The sequence below is a fragment of the Lysinibacillus sp. GW821-FHT14F06 genome (assembly GCF_058803665.1).
The window spans coordinates 35,213-55,391 of sequence record NZ_JBXAPF010000022.1; the positions used below are offsets into that span (position 1 = coordinate 35,213).

The 20,179-nt window shown below is 36.0% G+C and carries 19 protein-coding genes, 1 pseudogene and 1 riboswitch; of the genes and pseudogenes, 7 read left to right on the plus strand and 13 right to left on the minus strand.

What is annotated here, in order from left to right:
• Positions 1–19 precede the first annotated feature (19 nt).
• Positions 20–1,375: an MATE family efflux transporter gene (locus tag AC1RNS_RS18000; protein WP_492994640.1), complete on the minus strand. Its 1,356-nt coding sequence runs from the start codon at positions 1,373–1,375 to the stop codon at positions 20–22.
• Positions 1,362–1,829 (minus strand): GNAT family N-acetyltransferase, encoded by a 468-nt coding sequence (locus tag AC1RNS_RS18005; RefSeq protein WP_492994642.1) that lies wholly within the window; start codon positions 1,827–1,829, stop codon positions 1,362–1,364. The genes AC1RNS_RS18000 and AC1RNS_RS18005 overlap by 14 nt, the downstream gene beginning before the upstream one ends.
• Before the next feature lie 85 nt (positions 1,830–1,914).
• Between AC1RNS_RS18005 and AC1RNS_RS18010 the strand changes: the two genes are divergently transcribed.
• Positions 1,915–2,745: a MerR family transcriptional regulator gene (locus tag AC1RNS_RS18010; protein WP_492994644.1), complete on the plus strand. Its 831-nt coding sequence runs from the start codon at positions 1,915–1,917 to the stop codon at positions 2,743–2,745.
• 49 nt (positions 2,746–2,794) lie between these two features.
• Here AC1RNS_RS18010 and AC1RNS_RS18015 read toward each other — a convergent pair.
• Positions 2,795–3,580 (minus strand): annotated as a pseudogene (locus AC1RNS_RS18015) (alpha/beta hydrolase family protein); the annotation flags it as partial.
• A 132-nt stretch (positions 3,581–3,712) separates the two neighbouring features.
• On the opposite strand from AC1RNS_RS18015, the gene AC1RNS_RS18020 reads away from it, so the two are divergent.
• Positions 3,713–4,387 carry a DUF4272 domain-containing protein gene (locus AC1RNS_RS18020; protein ID WP_492994645.1) on the plus strand — a complete coding sequence of 225 codons (675 nt, stop codon included), beginning with the start codon at positions 3,713–3,715 and terminating at the stop codon, positions 4,385–4,387.
• Between the two features lie 42 nt (positions 4,388–4,429).
• Here AC1RNS_RS18020 and AC1RNS_RS18025 read toward each other — a convergent pair whose 3' ends face one another.
• From AC1RNS_RS18025 to AC1RNS_RS18035, 3 genes are all read right to left on the minus strand, one after another.
• Positions 4,430–5,854, minus strand: coding sequence for an erythromycin esterase family protein (locus AC1RNS_RS18025; RefSeq protein WP_492994647.1), 1,425 nt, complete (start codon positions 5,852–5,854; stop codon positions 4,430–4,432).
• A 186-nt stretch (positions 5,855–6,040) separates the two neighbouring features.
• The gene (locus tag AC1RNS_RS18030) at positions 6,041–6,394 is read right to left on the minus strand and encodes a hypothetical protein (protein WP_492994649.1); all 354 of its coding nucleotides are present in this window, start codon (positions 6,392–6,394) and stop codon (positions 6,041–6,043) included.
• 22 nt (positions 6,395–6,416) lie between these two features.
• Positions 6,417–7,112 carry a DUF2225 domain-containing protein gene (locus AC1RNS_RS18035; protein WP_492994651.1) on the minus strand — a complete coding sequence of 232 codons (696 nt, stop codon included), beginning with the start codon at positions 7,110–7,112 and terminating at the stop codon, positions 6,417–6,419.
• A gap of 345 nt (positions 7,113–7,457) precedes the next feature.
• Here AC1RNS_RS18035 and AC1RNS_RS18040 point away from each other — a divergent pair, with 345 nt between their 5' ends.
• A complete protein-coding gene (locus AC1RNS_RS18040; protein WP_492994725.1) occupies positions 7,458–8,231 on the plus strand; it encodes a Cof-type HAD-IIB family hydrolase in 774 nt (257 codons plus the stop codon).
• A gap of 154 nt (positions 8,232–8,385) precedes the next feature.
• Entirely contained in the window at positions 8,386–8,976 is a 591-nt protein-coding gene (locus AC1RNS_RS18045; RefSeq protein ID WP_492994652.1) for a DedA family protein, read from the plus strand.
• A 40-nt stretch (positions 8,977–9,016) separates the two neighbouring features.
• Here AC1RNS_RS18045 and AC1RNS_RS18050 read toward each other — a convergent pair whose 3' ends face one another.
• Together AC1RNS_RS18050 and AC1RNS_RS18055 are read right to left on the minus strand one after the other, a co-directional pair.
• Entirely contained in the window at positions 9,017–9,754 is a 738-nt protein-coding gene (locus AC1RNS_RS18050) for a cyclase family protein (RefSeq protein WP_492994654.1), read from the minus strand.
• A 127-nt stretch (positions 9,755–9,881) separates the two neighbouring features.
• A riboswitch (SAM riboswitch) is annotated at positions 9,882–9,986 on the minus strand.
• 102 nt (positions 9,987–10,088) lie between these two features.
• Complete coding sequence (locus AC1RNS_RS18055; protein WP_492994656.1) at positions 10,089–11,432, minus strand: aminotransferase-like domain-containing protein; 1,344 nt, start codon at positions 11,430–11,432, stop codon at positions 10,089–10,091.
• Positions 11,433–11,539: 107 nt separating this feature from the next.
• Here AC1RNS_RS18055 and AC1RNS_RS18060 point away from each other — a divergent pair, with 107 nt between their 5' ends.
• Positions 11,540–12,388, plus strand: coding sequence for an NAD-dependent epimerase/dehydratase family protein (locus tag AC1RNS_RS18060; protein WP_492994657.1), 849 nt, complete (start codon positions 11,540–11,542; stop codon positions 12,386–12,388).
• Positions 12,389–12,908: 520 nt separating this feature from the next.
• Here AC1RNS_RS18060 and AC1RNS_RS18065 read toward each other — a convergent pair.
• The 4 genes from AC1RNS_RS18065 to AC1RNS_RS18080 all read right to left on the minus strand — a co-directional run bounded on the left by AC1RNS_RS18065 (position 12,909) and on the right by AC1RNS_RS18080 (position 17,933).
• Positions 12,909–13,319, minus strand: coding sequence for a YuzC family spore coat inner layer protein (locus tag AC1RNS_RS18065; protein ID WP_492994659.1), 411 nt, complete (start codon positions 13,317–13,319; stop codon positions 12,909–12,911).
• Positions 13,320–13,981: 662 nt separating this feature from the next.
• Complete coding sequence (locus AC1RNS_RS18070; protein ID WP_492994661.1) at positions 13,982–15,556, minus strand: helix-turn-helix domain-containing protein; 1,575 nt, start codon at positions 15,554–15,556, stop codon at positions 13,982–13,984.
• A 70-nt stretch (positions 15,557–15,626) separates the two neighbouring features.
• A complete protein-coding gene (locus AC1RNS_RS18075; RefSeq protein WP_492994662.1) occupies positions 15,627–16,592 on the minus strand; it encodes an ABC transporter substrate-binding protein in 966 nt (321 codons plus the stop codon).
• Positions 16,593–16,748: 156 nt separating this feature from the next.
• Complete coding sequence (locus AC1RNS_RS18080) at positions 16,749–17,933, minus strand: MFS transporter (RefSeq protein ID WP_492994664.1); 1,185 nt, start codon at positions 17,931–17,933, stop codon at positions 16,749–16,751.
• Between the two features lie 107 nt (positions 17,934–18,040).
• Between AC1RNS_RS18080 and AC1RNS_RS18085 the strand changes: the two genes are divergently transcribed.
• Positions 18,041–18,424 (plus strand): winged helix-turn-helix transcriptional regulator, encoded by a 384-nt coding sequence (locus AC1RNS_RS18085; RefSeq protein WP_492994666.1) that lies wholly within the window; start codon positions 18,041–18,043, stop codon positions 18,422–18,424.
• Positions 18,425–18,479: 55 nt separating this feature from the next.
• Here the strand turns inward: AC1RNS_RS18085 and AC1RNS_RS18090 are convergent, their stop codons facing one another.
• Positions 18,480–19,325 carry an aldo/keto reductase gene (locus tag AC1RNS_RS18090; RefSeq protein WP_492994667.1) on the minus strand — a complete coding sequence of 282 codons (846 nt, stop codon included), beginning with the start codon at positions 19,323–19,325 and terminating at the stop codon, positions 18,480–18,482.
• 404 nt (positions 19,326–19,729) lie between these two features.
• On the opposite strand from AC1RNS_RS18090, the gene AC1RNS_RS18095 reads away from it, so the two are divergent.
• Positions 19,730–20,170: a VOC family protein gene (locus tag AC1RNS_RS18095; protein WP_492994669.1), complete on the plus strand. Its 441-nt coding sequence runs from the start codon at positions 19,730–19,732 to the stop codon at positions 20,168–20,170.
• The last annotated feature ends 9 nt before the right edge of the window (positions 20,171–20,179 follow it).

Below are 20,179 nucleotides of genomic sequence, written 5' to 3' on the forward strand. Positions count from 1 at the left end.
ACGAAAGGGGTTTTCTCCATTATAGCACTGTTTTTTTAACTACCGGTCTGAAAATTGTATGTGATTTTCTTTTCATAAATATAAAAATTAGCAGTGCGGTAATTCCCTCAGCAACAGGGAAGGTCCACCAAATAGCTTGAGGACCAAGAATCTTAGGCAACAGCACAAGTGTAGGTATGAATAATACAATACTTCTTAATAACATAATAGTTGTGGCAAGTCGAATTTTTTCAATAGATTGGAAGAATTCTGCATACACCATATTCATGCCTAGAAATACATAACCAATAGCAAAATGAACGAAGCCCTGTGCAGCCATATTACGAATTTCAAATGTACTATCTCCGAACAGTGCCATTAACTGTGATGGGAATAACATGGCGATAATAGCAGTTGTTAAGCCAAAAATAAGTGCTGTGGCAGTGCCGATTTTCAAGAGTGCCGTTAATCTTGCTACTAATCTTGCACCATGATGATAGCTAACTAGGGGCTGAAGCGCCATACCAATACCAAGAAAAACGGTTAGCAGTACTGTATGAATATAGTTCACCATTGCGTAGGCAGTAACTCCGTCTGAACCTAAATAGTGTAAGAATGTCACGTTATAAAGAATGACGATTACTGCTACTGATGCTTCAACAATAAAGCTTGGTAGCCCGATTGAAAATATTTTCTTTAAATCAGAGATGCTGAAAAAATGACGTACAAATCTTAATTCGGATTGCTTTCTGAAGAAATGTAGGAAGAGTACTGACATACCAATAATTGTGGAGATTGCTGTAGCTAATGCACAGCCAGTTACGCCGTAATTGAATATGAAAATAAAGATGTAGTTTAAGATAATATTTAAAACAGATGTAGTGATTAAACCCATCATTGCCAGCTTTGGATTGCCGTCATTACGAATAAAAATGCTTAGTAAGTTTTCAATTGTATAAAACACACCAAAGATTAAAATAACGTGTAGGTACTCTTGAACATAAGGGTAGGTAGTATCACTTGCTCCAAATATATAGGAGACTTCTTTAAGATTTAATAAAAGGCATAGAATCAGTGTCAGAACGACAACAATCATTACTGTGAATGCTAGTGTAAAGATTTGATGTGCTCGCTTTTTATTACCTTCACCAAGAGAAATCGAATATAATGTAGCTCCGCCCATGCCAATCCAAAGAGAAATGGAAAGAAGAATAGAAAAAATGGGAACAGCGATATTTACACCTGCTAAAGCTGTAGGTCCAACACCATGGCTCACAAAAATGCCATCAACTAAAATATTTACTGACATTAGTAACATACCGACCATAGCGGGGAATAGGTATGATAAAAACAAAGGCTTTAGAGGCCTTGTTTCGATTGGATTAATGGTTGTCATGGTTATGCACCACCTTAACCATTACTTTTTCACCCTTGTCATCCAACTCCCCGTTAAAAACAAATCCAAAATTTTTATATAGCTGAATGGCTGCAAGATTGTCGTCATAAACGCTTAAATAAATGTTTTGGCAGCCATATGTAGCTACCAGATGATCAATAAGCTGCTGTAAATAGTATTTCCCTAACCCTTTGTGCTGATATCGCTCATCAATAAAATAGCGATCTAACCAAACACGTGCTGAATTGTCCACATGAGGGAACATACCATACATAGCAAAGCCTACTGCTGTATCCCCTCTGTACAAGCCAACAGGTATAAAGCGTTTATCGATTTCAGCTTCTGCTAAGCATTGGTCCGTACTTTCAATAAAATTTTGCTGATTATCTGCGATGCGTAATGTTAAAATTTCCTCTTTGTTTAAAGCTGTGATGTCACGTATCTCCGTGAACATAATGTCAAAACCTTTCTATTTTTATTGTGAATAGCTACAATTTAATGTATATAGTTACTATATAGTCAAGGAGAGAAACTTAAAAATGTTTAACAAAAATGTAAAATATTTTACATCTGGTGAATTTGCGAAAATCTGTAAGGTTAATAAACAAACACTTATTTATTACGATCAAATTGGCTTATTATCGCCCATCATGAAGGATAATAAGGACTATCGCTATTATTCCATTGCTCAATATGAATTTTTTAGTGTCATTGAGCTGTTAAAGGCGGTAGGTATGTCTTTGAAGGAAATTCAAAAATATATGGCTGAAAAATCACCTGAAAATTTTCTAGACTTAATGCATCAGCAAAAGGAGATTGTCGCCAAAAAACGAAGAGAGCTGGAGATGATTGAAGGCATTATCGATGTCAAAATTGATTTAACAAAGGAGGCCCTGCATCTTGATTTTGATAGCATTACAATTGAGCATTTACCAGAGGCAACATTATACTTAAGTCGAAATATAGAGGATTCGACGGAGGAGCAATTTGTTAAGGCTGTCTCTGATTTTATTGATGAGTTGGATCGCTCCCAATTAGACACAGGTTATCCAATTGGGGGAATTACAAGGAGGGAGCAGGTGTTAGCAGGTAACTATGATAATTATAGTTACTTGTATATTGAGCAGCCGCATCCACAGGAGGGTCATCCTTATTTCAGGGCGATTGAAGGAGATTTTATTGTGGGATACCATGTAGGAACATCCACGACACTTGGCGAATCCTACAAGCGGTTATTTAAGATCATGAGTGAAAAGGGCTACGAACTTGGGCAATACGTTTATGAGGAATATATTTATGATGCAGTTATTAAAAATCGTGAAGAGGAATATGTAACAAAAATTATGGTGGAAATAAAAAAAGGGTGTTGAAGCATTTTTGACTATCAACACCCCAAATTATACAAGCTTCTACTAAGCTTTAGTGCAAAGTTAAGTTTATTTCCGGATGTGCTTCCTGTATTTCGTTTAACTTATTGTCATGGATTCCTTTTAAATTTTTATCAAAAAAGCCAAGTGATAGTTCATTGATTAATTTATAAATTGCATTTACATCTGCACCAGATTCATTAATAATCGGCGAAACGGCTGCTAAATCTGTAAAACTTCCGTGATTTGTTTTTGGAATAATAGCTGTGTAGACACCAGGCTTTTCAATTGTTTTATTTCTTAGATAAGACTCTACAAACAATTCATCACGATTACCTGGTTGCTTGCTATATGCCTCCTTCATAAAGTTAATAGATGCCTCAGCATTCATCAGCATCAATGGTTTTTCAGGACCATTTGATGGCATTGAATCACCATACAATCCACCATCCATATCAATTGCTGCTTTAATGCGACTGTCCTTTACAAGCATTTGAGCAGAAGTAGCACCACCAAAAGAGTGACCTAACATACCAATATTGTCATAGTCAATTAGTGAGGCTATTGCATGGAATTTCTTATCAAAATTCCCTTTGATGACTTCATCTAAAACAAATGATGTATCCTGCTCCCAAAGTTTGATTCGATTATTCAAGAACGTAATTGTGTTTTCAATTGGTGTAAAATCAACACGATCGCCATCAGGGAATATGGTTGTTGTCGCATCACCTGTAAAATTAAGAGCAACAACAATATAGCCATGACTTACTAATTCTTCAAGTTGGAAAGTATTTTGGCGACTATATAAACTCATGCCATGTGCAAACAATAGTAGTGGGGGGGTATTGGCTTTTTTCCAAATGGTACCTTACTAGACAAGGAAGGGGTAGTTATTGTTTATCCTGATGGGCAATCAGGACCATCCAACTTTAGACCTCGTGCCTGTACACAAAAGGTGAGGGGACAAGAGGTGACATCGGAAGAAGGCCATCAAAGAAAGAATAAAACAATAGCCTATTTAATAGAAAAGGGTATTCCATATACAGAGTCACTCCCGCAACTTCCACCAATTGGGGCTTGTCAGTTTAAAACTAAAGAGGATATTGCTAGGAGAGCTGCAGCTTTACTAATTGTTATTCAATTTGCTTGTGATGTGGCACAAGGAGAAAATGTAGTGGAATCAAGAGACTTTTTTATCAGTATGTTGCGTAAATATGAAGTAGAAGACATTCTAACTGACAATGAAAGAGCCTTTTTATATAGTCAACAACCAAATGCACAGGAAGCCATTAATATTTCATGGCAATATGAGGCTTATTGGACACTAATTTGGGTACTTGGATTTGTTGACAAGCTTGATTTTCCTGATGAAGTATGTGATTGTGAGTATGCTATTCAAGTTGTTTCTAACTACGAAACGTTTGAGCAATTTTATCTTCAAACTACGATGCGTAGTCAGGTAGAAATATTGGATGAAGCCGATAAGATATACAGATTACACTGGGCTTGTGTAGAGAGTCGTATACAAGAACAAACGGCTCCTTCTGGTATGGATGAAAGTATTGTTATGGAAAGACGCAGAGGCTTATTCTGGATGATCAGTCATCAAAATGAAGACTGGGATACGATTTCGATGGATACTTAAAAATAGCAAACTAGAAAAACTAGTTTGCTAAATGCTAAAAATTTATTCGATGTAATTTGGAATACTTACTTTATCGATTAAAAGGATGCCATCAAATTGATCACGAGGAACAAAGCTCTCTTGTATAACTCCCCAACTATAGGATATACGTGGCTCAAACATCCATGAATTACCTCTTTCATTTTGACGATTTCGTAAATCAATAAATGTGTATGGCTTCTTCGTTGAGGAAAGGATATCCTCAGTAGATCCTTTGACTGGAGGTAATACAGACCAAGTTTCACGTGCATTGCTTGCATTTTCTCCACTTGCCATATATAGACCAAGTACATAGCTATATTTTTTATAGATGTCTGGTAGACGTTCACCCATTAAGTTTAGCGCATAAGGGGACCCCATTACTTCAGATTGGGCCTTGCGAATATGATCATTATGTGCCCAAACAATAAACTTTTCAGTTGGATAAATCTCATCTGCTAGCCAAAGTAAATTTTCCAACATGCCTTGATCCCGCCATTCCATAGTTTTAAAGAATGAATCATATTTATTTTGCTCAATATCGATATTTGATTGAATAGATAGTTCTACATACTCTTCTGCTAAGCGTATACGGTCAGCTAATGTACGTTCCATAAGCTTTGTAATATGAGGTTCGCTCGGATAAGCTGCTTTTAACTCTTTCTCTTTAAGCTGTACTTGTGATTTTACTTGTTTATACACATCGATAATGCTTGGTTTGGCCTTTTGATATCCTTTTAAATCTTTGCTGTAGGTCCAATCTACAAGCTGATTCTCTACTTCACTGAACTGTTTAGCAAGCTGATTATTTTCTAGCCAGCCCCCATCTGTAAAGGCACCTTGTTGTTGAATATCAAAGCCAGTTAACATTAAAGGCTGCTCTGTAGCTTGAGTTTTCTTAGTATACTCAAATAACGGTAGGGTCTCTTTAGACCACCATACACCAAAAATTCCATCCTTCATTGTCTGCTGAGCCGATTGCTTGTCAATTTGTCCCTGAGCATTCATAACGTTCCCCATGCCACTTTCAAAGGCAAGGACGTTGTAGCCCATTTCTTGGTGTAAAAACTGAATGATACGTGTTTTTGCTAGGCTAAACTCTGCTACACCATGCGAGCTTTCTCCTAAAAAAACAATACGCTTATCGTGTAATAAGGGCTTTAGCATCTCTAAATCTTCAAATTTACTGGATGCAATTTTTGTTGATTCAAAGGATTCAGGCTGAATGGAATTTAAACTATATGCATGGTCATTCACCCAATTCTTCCAGTCTTGTAGTGCTTCATTGGATGTACGAGCTTGCTTTACTTCTGATCCCTGCTCTAAACTTGTCTGCTCTGCTATCCTTGGAGCAGCCACTGCCGCATTTGCATTCCCATTAAATGCTATAAAACTTGTCAATGCAATACTTAAAGATAATAGCATTTTATTTCTTTTTCCTTTTGTCATTGTCCATCAATCCCTCGCAATAGATTGAATCAAATTATACGCAGGTAAGTTTAAAGTTAAGGAGATTTCTGTTTAAATTTTGTTTAAATTTGGATTTACGTCTTGAATCAGGAAAATAGAGTAAAAAAACCTCCAAAAGTGAGATACCTAAAAGAAAGGATACACTGTGGAGGTGCTGTATTTAACTCATTTATAGTGATATGTGCTAGCCCTGTGATTGTTGCGTTGTATTTGATTAAACCATGCACGATCCTTTTCTTCCTGCTTTAATGTACTAACGATTGTTGATGAGCAACTAATACAAATTTTTGCCTGTGTAATCTGGCCACATCGTTCACAAGGGGCACCTAGATTAGGGAAAATTGAATTTTTTAACTTTCCTGCCTTCACCCATTTATAAAGCAGCTCAGAGGAAACCCCCGTTAATGCAACGACCTCGTCATTTGTTAAAAAGCGATTATTTTTTCTAAGTAAAAAGTGATGTAATTCAGAAAATATATCCTCCTCTCGCACATCAATTTTTTTTGCAAATCGGTGCATAATAACTCCTCTCCTTATCCTTTTAATTGATGATTTTTCCAATATCCTCGTTTAAGATGACTGGCTGTTCATCATACTTATAATTTTCCCAGCGATTGCGAGCCAATTTACGATATTTATTGGAAACATTTCGATCTGCAATTAATCGAGAGAATCCTTTTTTTGCTTCAGTCATGTCACCAAGTCGTAGGCTTAATTCTGCGTGTAAAAATTGAATTCTTTCACTGCCTTCTTGATTGGATGCAAATGATTTACTGTAAAAATCTCTTGCTGCAAAGAGGTAGCGCATTTCCGATTCCTGATCCTCTTTTAAGCGATATAACCAGGCTATTTTTAAAGCGAAATTTGCCATAAGAAGTGATTCTTCCATAGAGGCTCTGGACACTAAATAAGCAAGCTTAAAACTTATAATGGCATCATCAACTGTACGCTCTTGACAGATATTCATAGGTCTTTGAAGCTCTTTAATGTATAGCTCATCGATAAGGAGCATGAAAGGCCCATAGGTTCTTGTCATGGATTTATGGTAGGCATAGCCACAATGTGGACAAACAGCAACTTCATATAACAATGGATTTAAGCCCTCATAGACTGGCATGAAATCCGTTTGCTCCTCAACAATTTTATAACGATTAGGGCGTACCTTATATGTGGTAAAGTGCTTTTTGCAAAACTTACAATCCACACTACTTTCATAGTAGTAAATGTTAAATGCCATAAGAATCAACTCCTTTACTCTTAATTAATTGTTGTTTCTTTTGTTCTATTTATACGATGAGTATTATCGTTCAATGTATTTAATTGATTATCTTCCATTTTAACAATTCTGTGTTCTTTGGTATACTCCTTTAGGATTATTAAAATAAAAATATTATTACTTTTTTTGTTTGTGACCGTTTCTATATGTATTTGCAATAGTGTTTATCGGTATAGTGAACAGAAGTTATATGATTTATTTAAATTTGTCAAATTACGTACAAATGTTTATGCTAATTGCGAATCATTTTAAGAACTTAAATAACATTAGTGGGTATTTATAACTATTTAAGGTGAGGGGTGTATGATGGATTGTAAAATTGTTTTTTTTGACGTAGATGGAACACTTATTAACTATGAAGATGGTTGTATTGAAGAAAGCACTAGGAGGGCAATACATCAGCTAAAACAGAGGGGAATTAGCATTGTTGCTGCTACAGGAAGACCATTATCAATGTGTCAAAATTTAAGAAGCATAGGAATAGAGACATTTATAACCGCTAACGGAGCGTATGTTAAGCATCAAAATCAGGTAATACATAAAATATCAATTGACAAAAATATTGTCCAAGCAGTTCAAGTTTTTGCTGAAGAGAATAAACAGAGTCTTTCATTTTTTACAGAACATTTATTTATGAATAACGTACACAAGCCAAGGACACTAAAAGCTCTGCAAGAAACACTATCTTTATCTAAATTTCCTGAATTTCATGAGAATATTGTAGAGCAGGAAATTTATCTAATGTGTTTATATGCTAATAAAGATATTGAGCAAATATATACAGCACAATTTCCTCATTTAAAATTTAAAAGATGGCATCCGTATATTACAAATGTATTGCAATATGATGTTTCCAAATCGATTGCCGTACAGGCTGTACTTGATTATTTTAATTTTAGCCCTGAGGAAGCACTTGCGTTTGGCGATGGCGATAATGATATAGATATGCTAGAACAGGTTGGTCTTGGGGTTGCAATGGGGAATGGAAGTGAGGCTTTGAAAAGTAGTGCTGATTATATAACGAAAAAATCCATTGAAGGCGGCATATATCATGCTTTACAGGAGCTAAAAATAATTTAAGTAAGTCATTTTTGAAAGCTAATATTTTTAGTAAATTTAGAGGGGTGTCAAAGGAAAAAATGATTGAGGCTACAGTGCTCATAAAGTTAACTACATTGAGTATGATAAAGCTAACGATAAAAAATGATTATAATGCTATAGGTGGGATGAATTTATGGCGCATCATGTGCAATCTCTTATTGAACATTACGGGTATTTTGGCATTATTCTTATCCTAGTTGGAGGGATTGTTGGGTTGCCTATTCCTGATGAAATATTTTTAACATATGTAGGATATAGCGTATATCGAGAAACACTAGCACATGTTCCAGCATTACTTAGCGCAACCATAGGCGCAATTGGTGGCATTACCTTAAGTTATTATATAGGGTATCGATTCGGGCTACCTTTATTGCATAAATATGGACCAAAGATTCATATTACTAAACAAAAAATTGATTTTACTAAAAAATTGTTTACGAAAATAGGGCCTGTCTTATTACTGATAGGTTATTTTATTCCAGGTGTACGCCATCTTACCGCATATATTGCAGCAATTAATAACTATCCATATAGAAAATTTGCCATTTTTGCTTATGCAGGAGCGTTTATTTGGACATTTACTTTTATTACATTAGGAAAAGTACTGGGTGAGAAATGGCGCTATGTAGGATTTTATTTATCTCACTACAGTATTTATCTTATCGCAGTATTCATCATAATAATGTTGGTCATTTATTATTTTTTCAAAAAAAGAAATAAATAAGGGTCTGATTCTTCTAAATGAATGAGACCCTTATTTATTTTTAAGGTAAGATGGCAAATGAACGAACAGGGAATCCAGATGCTTTTTCTGGTTTCGGTACTATATTGAAAATGACAGCCCCTTTTGGTGGTAGCTGATCTAAATTTGTTAATAGCTCAATTTGATAAGTATCTTGCTCAAGTACAAAATATTCACCGTCTAACTTACCATTCTTGCGAAAATCTGCTGCTGAGTCAGTGTCGAAAGTCTCGTGACCAATAGCACTAACCTTTCGTTCTTTGAATAAAAATTGTAATGCCTCTAATCCCCAGCCTGGTATATGATTATGACCCTCAGCATCCTTATTATTGAATGCATCCTTATTTGGCCAGCGCTTACTCCAATCAGTACGTAGAGCAACAAATGTACCTGCTTCAATTTCCCCATGCTCAGCCTCAAAGTCAAGAATATCCTGAACAGTTAATGTAAAATCATTATTTTGTTCGGCTTCCTTCGATTTATCAATCACGATTAATGGTAGTACTAATTCTTTTAAATCCAATTCTTCTAAAAAACGAGTGTCCCTTACAAAGTGGATAGGTGGATCGATATGTGTTCCATATTGTCCTGGAAAAGAGAATTGCTGCGCAAAAAAGCCATCATCATGAGAAAATAATGTTTCAAACTTTGCGTCCTCAAACATAAAGAAGTGTGGTGAATTTGGTCCAAATGTATGTGTTAAATCCACCCATTTTTTTGATTTCAATAGCTGCACTGCATGTAAAAGTTCATTCGTCATCGTATTTACCTGCTTTCTATTAATAGTATGAGTTATTCCCTGCTTGTCCTTCTTGTTAAGATCACAACCATAAAAAAGAGCCCTCCTTGGAGAAGAGGACTCTTGTGCAAAGCAACTGATGTTAGTCTTCTCATCTTCAAGGCAATATTTTGCCAATTGGAGTTAGCACCATACCTATAGGCTGGTTGCTGAGACTTCATAGGGCCAATCCCTCCGTCTCTCTTGATAAGAAATGCAATATAAAAATTTTCGGAAATAACGATTACAAATACATTAGCATATTTATTTATAGTTTACAAGTTTGATAGGGATACATGGTTAAGATTTAATACTACTATATTATCTCTGTTACAGCCGTAAATATTTTTTGAACACCTTGTGCAATCAAGAATAGATTTGTATTTCTTGCATCGATTTTGAGTATATTTTCCTTGTGAAAATTAGTTAAGTAATTTTCGTCAATAGCTTTAATATGCACATCTTTAATGCGTAAATGTTGAATTAAAGTATCTATATTTATTCTGGGTGGTAAAACAATGTGGAGCTTAGTATCGAGCGAGTGTGGTCGTGTATAGTCAATAATTGAAGAGTTGGCTAGATATTGTACCTCCTCATGTAAAATAGTTGATTTCTCTGCATACTTTTTGGCCAGCATCCTACTATGGGAATGAAACATTCCACTTTTTAAATAAAGGTCCAATGCTCCCTGTGTTATAAGGCTAGTATCATAATCAACCACTCTTTTTAAAGCTAGGAAATGTTTAGAAATTAGACTAGGAAGTACGGTAGCCCCAACGCGCAATCCAGGGAAGATAATCTTTGAAAAGCTTTTTAGATAAATAACACGATTACATATATCATAGGCAAACATAGGATCTGCTTTGGTATTTAAATCAAAATCAGCTACATAATCATCCTCAACAATATAGACATTATATTTATTTGCTAGAGCTAATATATTTAATTTGTCTTTTTTACTAAAAGAAGTTCCTAAAGGATTATGGAACCGTGGCATAGTATAGAAAAATTTTACACGATGTTCAGAAAAAATTTTTTCTAATTGCTGTAGATTTATCCCGTTTGCATCACGCTTAATGCCAATATATTTAATACCAGTTGTTTCCAGTAAACGATTAAACAGGTGGTAGGTAGGTTGCTCGACTACAATAGTATCCCCTTCGTTTGGGAAAGGCATTACTGTCAATATGTATAGAGCCTGCTGAGTGCCAGTTGTAATCACAATATCTTCTTTTTTAGTAAACACCTGATATTGCTCTAGTAATTTTTTTATCTCTAAGATTAAGGAGTCTAATCCATGAAAAGTCATTCCGTAAGAGAAAAGGCCATCATGATGAACTTCAATGGCCTGGTTCAAACAATGTTGAAATTCCGTATAAGGAAACATTGTTTTTTCGGGTATTGCCGTAGCAAAATCAATTAAATCTGTATTCACAGCACTTTCGTAATTTGCTGTAGACAGTACATAGAAACCACTCTTTGGGATGGAAAAAATTCTATGCTGATATTTTAATTCATTTAATGCTTTTAACACGGTTTCTGAACTGCAGAAATATCGGTTTTTTAGTTCGCGGATAGAAGGTAGTTTTGCTCCTTGTGTTAAAATACCTTGCTCAATTTCGTTAAGTATATCTGTAATAATTTGTTGATATTTCAACATTTACATACCCCTTTACCGGTACAGATTCATTTTATAGTTATTGTATAGAGTAAGTAACAACCATACAATGATATTGTTGAAAGCAACATGAAAAGGATGGGCAAAATATGAGAATTTTGGTAACGGGTGCAACTGGTGTAATTGGAAAAAAACTTATTAAAGCTTTAGTTGAAGATGGCTATAAAGTTGGAGGAATGACAACCAGTACTGCAAAAGTAGATATATTACAGACGTTAGGTGCCACAGCTTATGTTGGAAATATACTTGAAAGGGAGGATGTTGAGACAATCCTACAAGATTTTCAACCAGATATGATTATCCATCAGGTTACGGCACTTCAGCATGGAAGTGTTGAGGATAATGCAAAAGTAAGAACAATTGGAACTCGATATTTAGTAGATGCTGCTAAAAAAAATAATGTGAAAAGAATAATTGCTCAAAGTATTGCTTGGGCATATGAACCAGGTGACATGATTGCATTTGAAGAGACACCTTTGGATACTAATGCAGCAGGTAAACGAAAAACAACGGTAGACGGAATAGTGGCTTTAGAGAATGCTATCCAGGAAATTCAAAACTCAGTGATTTTAAGGTATGGAGCTCTTTATGGACCAGGTACATGGTATGCTTCTCAAGGCTTAATTGCACAACAATATCTTAACAATGAAATAACTGTAAATGATGGAATCACCTCTTTTATCCATATTGAAGATGCAGTAGCAGCAACCATAAAGGCTATTGCATGGGAAAAAGGAGTATACAATATAGTAGATGATAAACCTGCTAAAAATAGTATATGGGGTAGATTTTATGCGGAACAGCTAAGAGCATTGCCTCCCAAATATCTTAGTGGAAAAATACCATGGGAAAGAGGAGCATCCAATGAAAAAGCCAAAAAGCGTGGATTTCATTTAAAATTTCCATCATGGAGACAGGGTTTCATTAGTGAAAAATGAGTGCTTACAAGAACAACTTCAGCGAATAGAATAAAAAGCAATTTCAAATAGTGCACAACTTATTTATATAGGATAACCTTCTAAAAATCCTTGTCCTCTCTAATATAGATATCCAGTAGCCATAGCTGAGATGACATGACATCAAGGAATAGAACAAACATTAATGAATTCTGGGCTACAATATTACATCCCTAAGCATGTAAGTAGATTATATTTAAATTAGGAGGACAATATAGACACATACAGCTATTCATAACTGGCTGAAAAATTAACAATTCTTTTTAATCTTTTCTATTTACTCTATTGATATAGACCTCTATACATTAAGGTAAAATTAAATAAGCTTACTCAGGTCAGATTTGGTTAGCGAAATTCAAACAATGTCTGTAGTGGTACCAGAAAAATCTAGTGATACAGTTAGGCGTTTGTTAGAAAAAGAACCATGCTCATTAGATGTTTTAGGTGCAAGATAAATATAGTAAGAGGGTTCTTATGAAAAGAGCCCACTTGTAGAAAAGTGTCACCAGCTTAAAACTAACGTAAGCTTACAACATTCACTATCTGTAAACACTATCCGAATATTATCTGGTGTATAGTTTGTTTCAAATTTCGTGGTAATACCAGTCGATGTGATTAACCTTTCCACTTCCGATTTATTTGATTTCTGTGCGGCATCCATAAGATTATGTGCAAATTGTTCTGATTCATCAATTTTATCTGTAAGTAGCTGAACTTGCTGCATAATTCCCTTTACTCGCTTGGCGGAAATCTTTAACTTATTTGTATTGACAGCGGGAAAGGGATTGGTATTTGTCGGGTTCGTTGGCATAGCTAAATATCTAGATGTTTGGTGATGAGCAGGATGATTTACTATTGTCAATGTTGGATAATAGGTAGGATAGACAAAATACGGATAAGGGTTGTAATACAACTTAATTCCTCCTATCCACTAGCTGATACCATATCTTATGTGTAGCAAAGACTTTAGGTGTTCACTGCTACTAAATATCAAGGAATGTCATATCTAGGGCATTATCAAATGGAGCAGAACAAGACATTGGGTGAGCGAAGAGGTAACTAAGTCAACTGAAAATAATGGAACTCGATCAAAGAGAAGTCCAAGCTGATCAAAAGTGAAGAAACCTGATCGGAAAAGGGTCCAAGCCGATCAAAAGCGGAGGAGACCTGATCGGAAAAGGGTCCTAGCTGATCAAAAGCGGAGGAGACCTGATCAAAAAAGAGTCCAAGCTGATCAAAAGCGGAGGAGACCTGATCAAAAAAGAGTCCAAGCCGATCAAAAGCGGAGGAGACCTGATCAAAAAAGAGTCCAAGCCGATCAAAAGCGGAGGAGACCTGATCAAAAAAGAATCCAAGCCGATCAAAAGCGGAGGAAACCTGATCAAAGAGGAGTCCAAGCCGATCAAAAACGGAGGAGACCTGATCAAAGAGAAGTCCAAGCCGATCAAAAATGGAGGAGACCTGATCAAAAAGGAGTCCAAGCCGATCAGAAAGGAATGAAACCTGATCAAAGTGGAACCCCCTAGCTGATCAAAAAAGAAGGCTTCGCACGATAAGCCTTCCTTTCACAAATTTTTATCCGAGAACACGTAAAACATCATCTATTTTTTTGTTATGGGAGAGAATGCCGTAGTTCATCCATGTTAAGAAATCAACTTCATAGACACAGTTGTTTTTTACTGCTGAGAGATTGTTCCAGGTAGTGGATTTTAACAATACTCGTTCCTCTCCTTCAAAAATTGAATGTTGCTTGTCGAAGGTAATGAATAAATGATCGGCATCTAAGTGAATAAGCTGATCAAATGTTAGATGTTTTTTTCGTGTATGAGGTGGAATATTCCATACAGACTGATGGGGTGTTAAGCCGAGATCACGATATAGAATGGGTCCCGTATAGCCGCATTCGGGTCCTGCATAAAGGCTAATGCCGATTGCAGAGATACGAAGAAAGGCTACGCTATGTCCATATACTGATTTTTGAAGCATTTTTTTTGCCATCTGCACTTTTTCCTCATACTGCTTAATGACATCTTTCATAATAGCCGTTCTACCTGTTAAATCAGCTATTTGGAACAATGTAGTACGCCAATCCTCACCTGGGTGAGATAGTTGATAAGTGGGGGCCAATTGATTTAATTGATGACAAGCTTCCCAGCGCTCTATCCCCTCATCTAGCATAATTAAAGTTGGTTTATAATAAAAAAGCTGATCCATCTGTCCGTTTTCAATATCAATATCAGGTATTTCTTGTAGCCCTAGATAATCCTGCTTGCCCCATTTTGAATGGCTAAATTGGGCAATAGGTGTAATCCCTAATGCCACTAAAAAGTCCTCTAAAAACGGTGCGAATATACGAGGGTTATTATTTTGGCTACGACGATATTGTCCAGGAGAGATGCCAACACGCTCTTTAAAGCGGCGGTTAAAATAATACTCATTGTTGAATCCAACCGTTTGGCTGATCTCAAAAATACGGTCATTCGTTGTTACTAGTAATTGCTTGGCTTTCTCAATACGTACATTGTTTAAAAAGTTTAGTGGGATTTGACCAGTAATATCCTTAAATATACGAGAATAATTCCAGCGTGGGACAGCCGCTAATTCTGCCAAACGCTCCACAGTCCAATCACATTCATAATGCTTTTGTAAATGTTTAATGGATTGCTCAACAGACTGACGGTCATTTTTCTGCTGTTGATTAGGTACATTTTGATACAAAATGAATAGCATAAATTCTTGGAAGCGTATATGCTGCTCAAATAATGATAGCTCATCCATTGCTAGACGGTATCGATAAATGTTTTCTAACAGATTATTACACTGAGAAAAAGGATGGCAGTGCAGTTCTTGAAAGCGTGTAAAAATAGGAAAGCAACCCGTCTGACTTTCTTGCAATTGGATGATTTTAAATGTTAATTGATAAAAGCACAGATTCTCAGTGTTATTGTGAACATCTATTTTTTGATTAGGAGGAATGAGCACACACTTTTCTTCAGTAAGATGGATGGTTTCCTGATTACAACTCAGCTTTCCAGAGCCGCTAATAACCACAACAAGCATATAATGATTACTATGATGTAATTGCCACATTGCTGGTGGAATAGAATATGAAATTTCTTGTAATTGAAATATTTGCGATAAACTGCTCATATCTTTCTACCTTTCCTTAAGAATGTTTTTAAACAACGCAAAGAAAGCCCTAAAAGAGCTTTCTTTAAAATTATTTTACGAACCATTTTTCAAGATCATCGTATTTTAACAGGTTGGCAGTAATAGCTCCAGATTGCCAATATGTTCGGTCAGCAATATACACGTTGCCATTTTTTACTGCAGGGACTGTTTTCCAGAGCGTACTATCTAACCATTTAATTGCATCCTGGTTTTCTTCAGATTCCCATGTTCCATTAGAAGGGAAAAGAATAATATGATCAGCATCTAATTTTGGTATAGCTTCTTCTGAAAGTACCTCATGAAATTCCGTCATATCACGAGCTAGTGGGTGAGGAGTAAGTCCTGCCTCAGTGTATATATAGCCAGAGTATCGATTTTTAACGCCAAATAATGCTAGTGTTTTATCGGCTATATTTAAACGGACAACAGCAACTGTTTCATCCCCAACTGACTTATCCAACTCTGCCTTTAAAGTTGTAATACGTTGCTGATAATTATTAACAATCTCATCTGCCTTATCAGGAATGTTCAAGACATCAGCAATAGCTTTAACAATTGCTTGTGGATCTGCAAGGATTTCCTCTTTTAAGCGATAGGTAGGCGCAATTTTAGAATACTCCTCGTATTTTGCTTTATCAGCCGCGCCGTCTACTATGATTAAATCTGGCTTGGCTTGCAATAAAGCCTCCATGCTTCCTGTAATATCAAATTCTGGTGCATCCAGTTTTAGATAATCCTGTTTCCCCCAAGCTGGGTGATACCATTGGACAACGGGCTTTACCTCTAAGGCTGTTAGATAATCCTCCAAGTAAATGGCAGCTACTCGCTGGGGCTTTGCAGGAATCTCTACCTCCCCAAATTCATCTTCTACAGTCCGTGTTTCCACTGTTGATTGATCCTCTTTAGCAACATCAGCTTTCTCCTTTGGCTCCTCCTTCGAATTACAAGCTCCTAATACAAACGTCAGCATAATTAAACCAAATAATGCTAACGAAAAGTGTCGAACCTTATGCATTGCTATTCACTCCTATAATTTTAATAAAGGTGTAGATTTAATCGTAATTTATAATGATAATCATTCTCGATTAATTCTACTAAATTATAGGACACATCTTTTCAACAAACAATACATATTCTCTACTTCTTTCTTATACAAAATGAAGTACAGGGATTATTGCTTTTTGTTATCTAAAAGTAGCCATAAAAGTGTAACAACCGCTGCAAGCATAACCATTAGGAATCCATACAAGGGCGTATGCGCTAACGATTGATGTCGAATAATAAAGCCTCCAATATATGAGCCTAAAAATATACCGATATTAAAAGCAGAAATATTCAATGCTGAGGCCATTGAAATAGCTGATGGCACATATTTTTCAGAAAGCAGAACCGCATAAAGCTGTAATCCTGGGACATTCATGAACATAAATAGTCCCATTGTCAGTACCATGATTAATCCCATAATTGGTGATTCAAGAGTAAAACCAATGCCAAGTAAAGCTAAGGCAAGTCCCACAAAAATAATAAAGATGGAACGAAGCGGATTTTGATTAGCGAAATGGCCGCCTAGTGTATTACCAATAGCTACAGCGATACCATAGATAACTAGAATAATAACGACTGCATGTGGCGAGTAACCCATATATTGCTCTAAAATAGGAGAAACATATGTGTAAACAACAAAGGCACCACCATATCCAATTGCTGTAATGAAAAGGATTAATAACATGCGAATATTGCCTAATACTTTGCCGATATCACGTAAAGAGATTGGATTCCCATTTGATAATTGGCTAGGTACTAACAATGCATTACTAATTAAACCGATAATCCCAATAATGACGATGAAGATGAACGACATACGCCAGTCTGTTACTTGTCCAATAAACGTACCAAGAGGGACACCTGTCACAGTAGCTAATGTTAAGCCTGTAAACATAAAGGCAATAGCACTTGCTCGTTTATTTGGTTCAACTACATCGGCTGCTATAACAGAAGCGATGGATATAAATACACCATGTGCTAATGCTGAAATAATACGACCTATTATCAAGATAGAGAAGTTAGGTGCTATAGCTGCAGTTAAGTTACCAACTATAAAAATGGTCATAACAAGCAATAAAACTGTTTTTCGACTGAGACGAGATGTTAAGGCTGTTAATAATGGAGCCCCAACAGTTACACCGAGTGCGTATATAGAAACGGTTAAACCGGCTGTGCTTAAAGATATACCAAAATCATCTGTAATTAATGGTAAAAGTCCAACGCTGATAAATTCTGTGGACCCTATACCAAATGCACTGATTGCAAGTGCTAGCAATGTCAATTTTGCATTTGGTTTTTTTGATTGTGACATTTTACTAATATCTCCTTTGATTTTTTTTATCATGTGTAGTAATATTCATACACCTAAAAGTTGTGTAGAGTACTTTTAGTTACTTTTGAATATTACGGGAGGTTACAATGCAAAAAATTTATAATATTGGTGTTGAAGCTACACTTGAAGTCATTGGTGGTAAATGGAAACCAGTTATTCTTTGTCATTTAAACCACCACGGTAAAATTCGAACAAATGAGTTTCGACGATTGATTCCAGGGATTTCACAAAAAATGCTTACAAGTCAATTAAGAGAGTTAGAGCAAGCTGGATTAATCAATCGCAAGGTCTTTAATCAAGTGCCACCAAAGGTTGAATATTCATTAACACCCTATGGACAGGGAATGGAACCTATTCTGAACATGCTTTGCACTTGGGGTGAAAAACATGTTGAAGTATTACAGGATAAAGGTGAAGATGTCATTTTAAAACAACGTGATGACGATATAGCGATGCAGCAAACATCTTAATGAGGGGAGAAAGAGACTGTCAAACACAAGACAGTCTCTTTTTCCTTTTTAATGCTTATAGAGCAAAGTCATATTCATCTGGATTTGGTCCAACACGTTGTTCAAGATTCATCGCATTGATGATAGCCATTTCTTCATCTGTTAAATTAAAGTCAAAGATATCGGCGTTTTGCATCATGCGTTCTCTACGCACAGATTTTGGAATAGTGATCACGCCATTTTGTACATCCCAGCGTAAAATAACTTGAGAATTCGATTTTCCATATTTTGTTGCAATTTTTGAAATAGTTTCATCTTGAAGAAGTCCGCCTTGCATTAAAGGTGCCCATGCTTCAAGTTGAATTTGATGCTTGTCACAGAATGTACGAAGCTCCACTTGTTGTAAACGTGGGTGGAACTCCACTTGATTCACAACAGGTTTAATACGAGCAAATGATAATAAGTTTTCTAAGTGTGCCACAGTGAAGTTACATACGCCAATTGCTTTGATCTTGCCTTGTTCGTATAGGTCTTCAAGAGCTTTCCAAGATTCAGCAAACTTATCTTTACCTGGCCAATGAATAAGGTAAAGATCTAAATAATCTAATCCTAATTTTTGTAGGCTCTCTTTATAAGCTGCAATAGTTTCATCATAGCTTAATCCGTCATTCCATACTTTTGATGTAATAAACAGATCTTCACGACGTAAACCAGTGGATGCTAACGCTTGTTTAATACCTTCCCCTACGCCTGCTTCATTGCCGTAAATAGCGGCAGTATCGATGCTGCGATAGCCAACTTCAATAGCGTTTTTAACCATCTCAGCAGTAGCCTCATCGGCTACTTGAAAAACACCTAAACCCATACCAGGCATTTGTAAACCGTTATTTAATGTGATTGTATCTTGTAAATGATTAATCATTGTGATTCCTCCAAGTGTTTTGATTGCTTATTGCTTCTTTATTATGGTGCGCCATCAAGGTAAAAAAAAGTACGCACATTTTTGTTTCATAGAAACGTTAAGGTAACTTTTGTGAGCTGACAATGGTTGGGGTGAAAAATATAATTTTTGATATATACAATTCCAGATCAAAATTAACAGGTTAGAAGGGAACTTCAAAAAGTCATGACAATAACAAAGGGCATTTAGAAAGCTTTTATCCGTTAACGAATGAATGAAGCTTGGTTAGAATAATATGGAGCGCTAAGTGCTACTCAAATAGCATTTGGGCTAAAGTAAACTATTTACTTTCTTTCAGTAATAAAAGGAACTTTCTTGCTGGAAGGAGAATTTAAGTAGTAATACTTTATAAAGGGGATTGGAAGATGAATCGTTTAAATTTAATCACATTGGGTGTTAAGGATATGGTAGAGTCACTAAACTTTTACCGAGAGGGGCTTGGTTTTGAAGTTGTAGTATATGGGGAGGACACGAATCCCGATGTTATGTTCTTTAATAATGGAGGAACAAAAATATCGCTATTTCCAATTGAACGTTTGGTCAAAGATATCAATGAAGCCAATCCACCAGAAATCAGCCATGGCTTTGGAGGCATTACTCTTGCTTATAATGGCAAATCAAAAGAAGAGGTTGATCAAATATTTGAATTGGCTAAAAGGGCTGGGGCAAAGATTGTAAAAGAACCAGAAACCGTATTTTGGGGTGGCTATAGTGGCTACTTCCAAGATCCAAACGGCTACTATTGGGAAGTGGCCTTTGGTGATATGTGGCAGTTTGACGAAAATGATATGCTGATCATTCAATAATGTTCTGAT

Excerpts from the sequence above, each read along its gene's own strand:
- AC1RNS_RS18050 (WP_492994654.1), bottom strand. The coding sequence starts at position 9,754 with ATGACGAATGAACTTTTACATGCAGTGCAGCTATTGAAATCAAAAAAA.
- AC1RNS_RS18035 (WP_492994651.1), bottom strand. The coding sequence starts at position 7,112 with ATGGCATTTAACATTTACTACTATGAAAGTAGTGTGGATTGTAAGTTT.
- AC1RNS_RS18060 (WP_492994657.1), top strand. The coding sequence starts at position 11,540 with ATGAGAATTTTGGTAACGGGTGCAACTGGTGTAATTGGAAAAAAACTT.
- AC1RNS_RS18030 (WP_492994649.1), bottom strand. The coding sequence starts at position 6,394 with ATGCACCGATTTGCAAAAAAAATTGATGTGCGAGAGGAGGATATATTT.
- AC1RNS_RS18005 (WP_492994642.1), bottom strand. The coding sequence starts at position 1,829 with ATGTTCACGGAGATACGTGACATCACAGCTTTAAACAAAGAGGAAATT.
- AC1RNS_RS18045 (WP_492994652.1), top strand. The coding sequence starts at position 8,386 with ATGGCGCATCATGTGCAATCTCTTATTGAACATTACGGGTATTTTGGC.
- AC1RNS_RS18070 (WP_492994661.1), bottom strand. The coding sequence starts at position 15,556 with ATGAGCAGTTTATCGCAAATATTTCAATTACAAGAAATTTCATATTCT.
- AC1RNS_RS18095 (WP_492994669.1), top strand. The coding sequence starts at position 19,730 with ATGAATCGTTTAAATTTAATCACATTGGGTGTTAAGGATATGGTAGAG.
- AC1RNS_RS18000 (WP_492994640.1), bottom strand. The coding sequence starts at position 1,375 with ATGACAACCATTAATCCAATCGAAACAAGGCCTCTAAAGCCTTTGTTT.
- AC1RNS_RS18075 (WP_492994662.1), bottom strand. The coding sequence starts at position 16,592 with ATGCATAAGGTTCGACACTTTTCGTTAGCATTATTTGGTTTAATTATG.
- AC1RNS_RS18025 (WP_492994647.1), bottom strand. The coding sequence starts at position 5,854 with ATGACAAAAGGAAAAAGAAATAAAATGCTATTATCTTTAAGTATTGCA.
- AC1RNS_RS18090 (WP_492994667.1), bottom strand. The coding sequence starts at position 19,325 with ATGATTAATCATTTACAAGATACAATCACATTAAATAACGGTTTACAA.
- AC1RNS_RS18010 (WP_492994644.1), top strand. The coding sequence starts at position 1,915 with ATGTTTAACAAAAATGTAAAATATTTTACATCTGGTGAATTTGCGAAA.
- AC1RNS_RS18055 (WP_492994656.1), bottom strand. The coding sequence starts at position 11,432 with ATGTTGAAATATCAACAAATTATTACAGATATACTTAACGAAATTGAG.
- AC1RNS_RS18080 (WP_492994664.1), bottom strand. The coding sequence starts at position 17,933 with ATGTCACAATCAAAAAAACCAAATGCAAAATTGACATTGCTAGCACTT.
- AC1RNS_RS18040 (WP_492994725.1), top strand. The coding sequence starts at position 7,458 with ATGGATTGTAAAATTGTTTTTTTTGACGTAGATGGAACACTTATTAAC.
- AC1RNS_RS18085 (WP_492994666.1), top strand. The coding sequence starts at position 18,041 with ATGCAAAAAATTTATAATATTGGTGTTGAAGCTACACTTGAAGTCATT.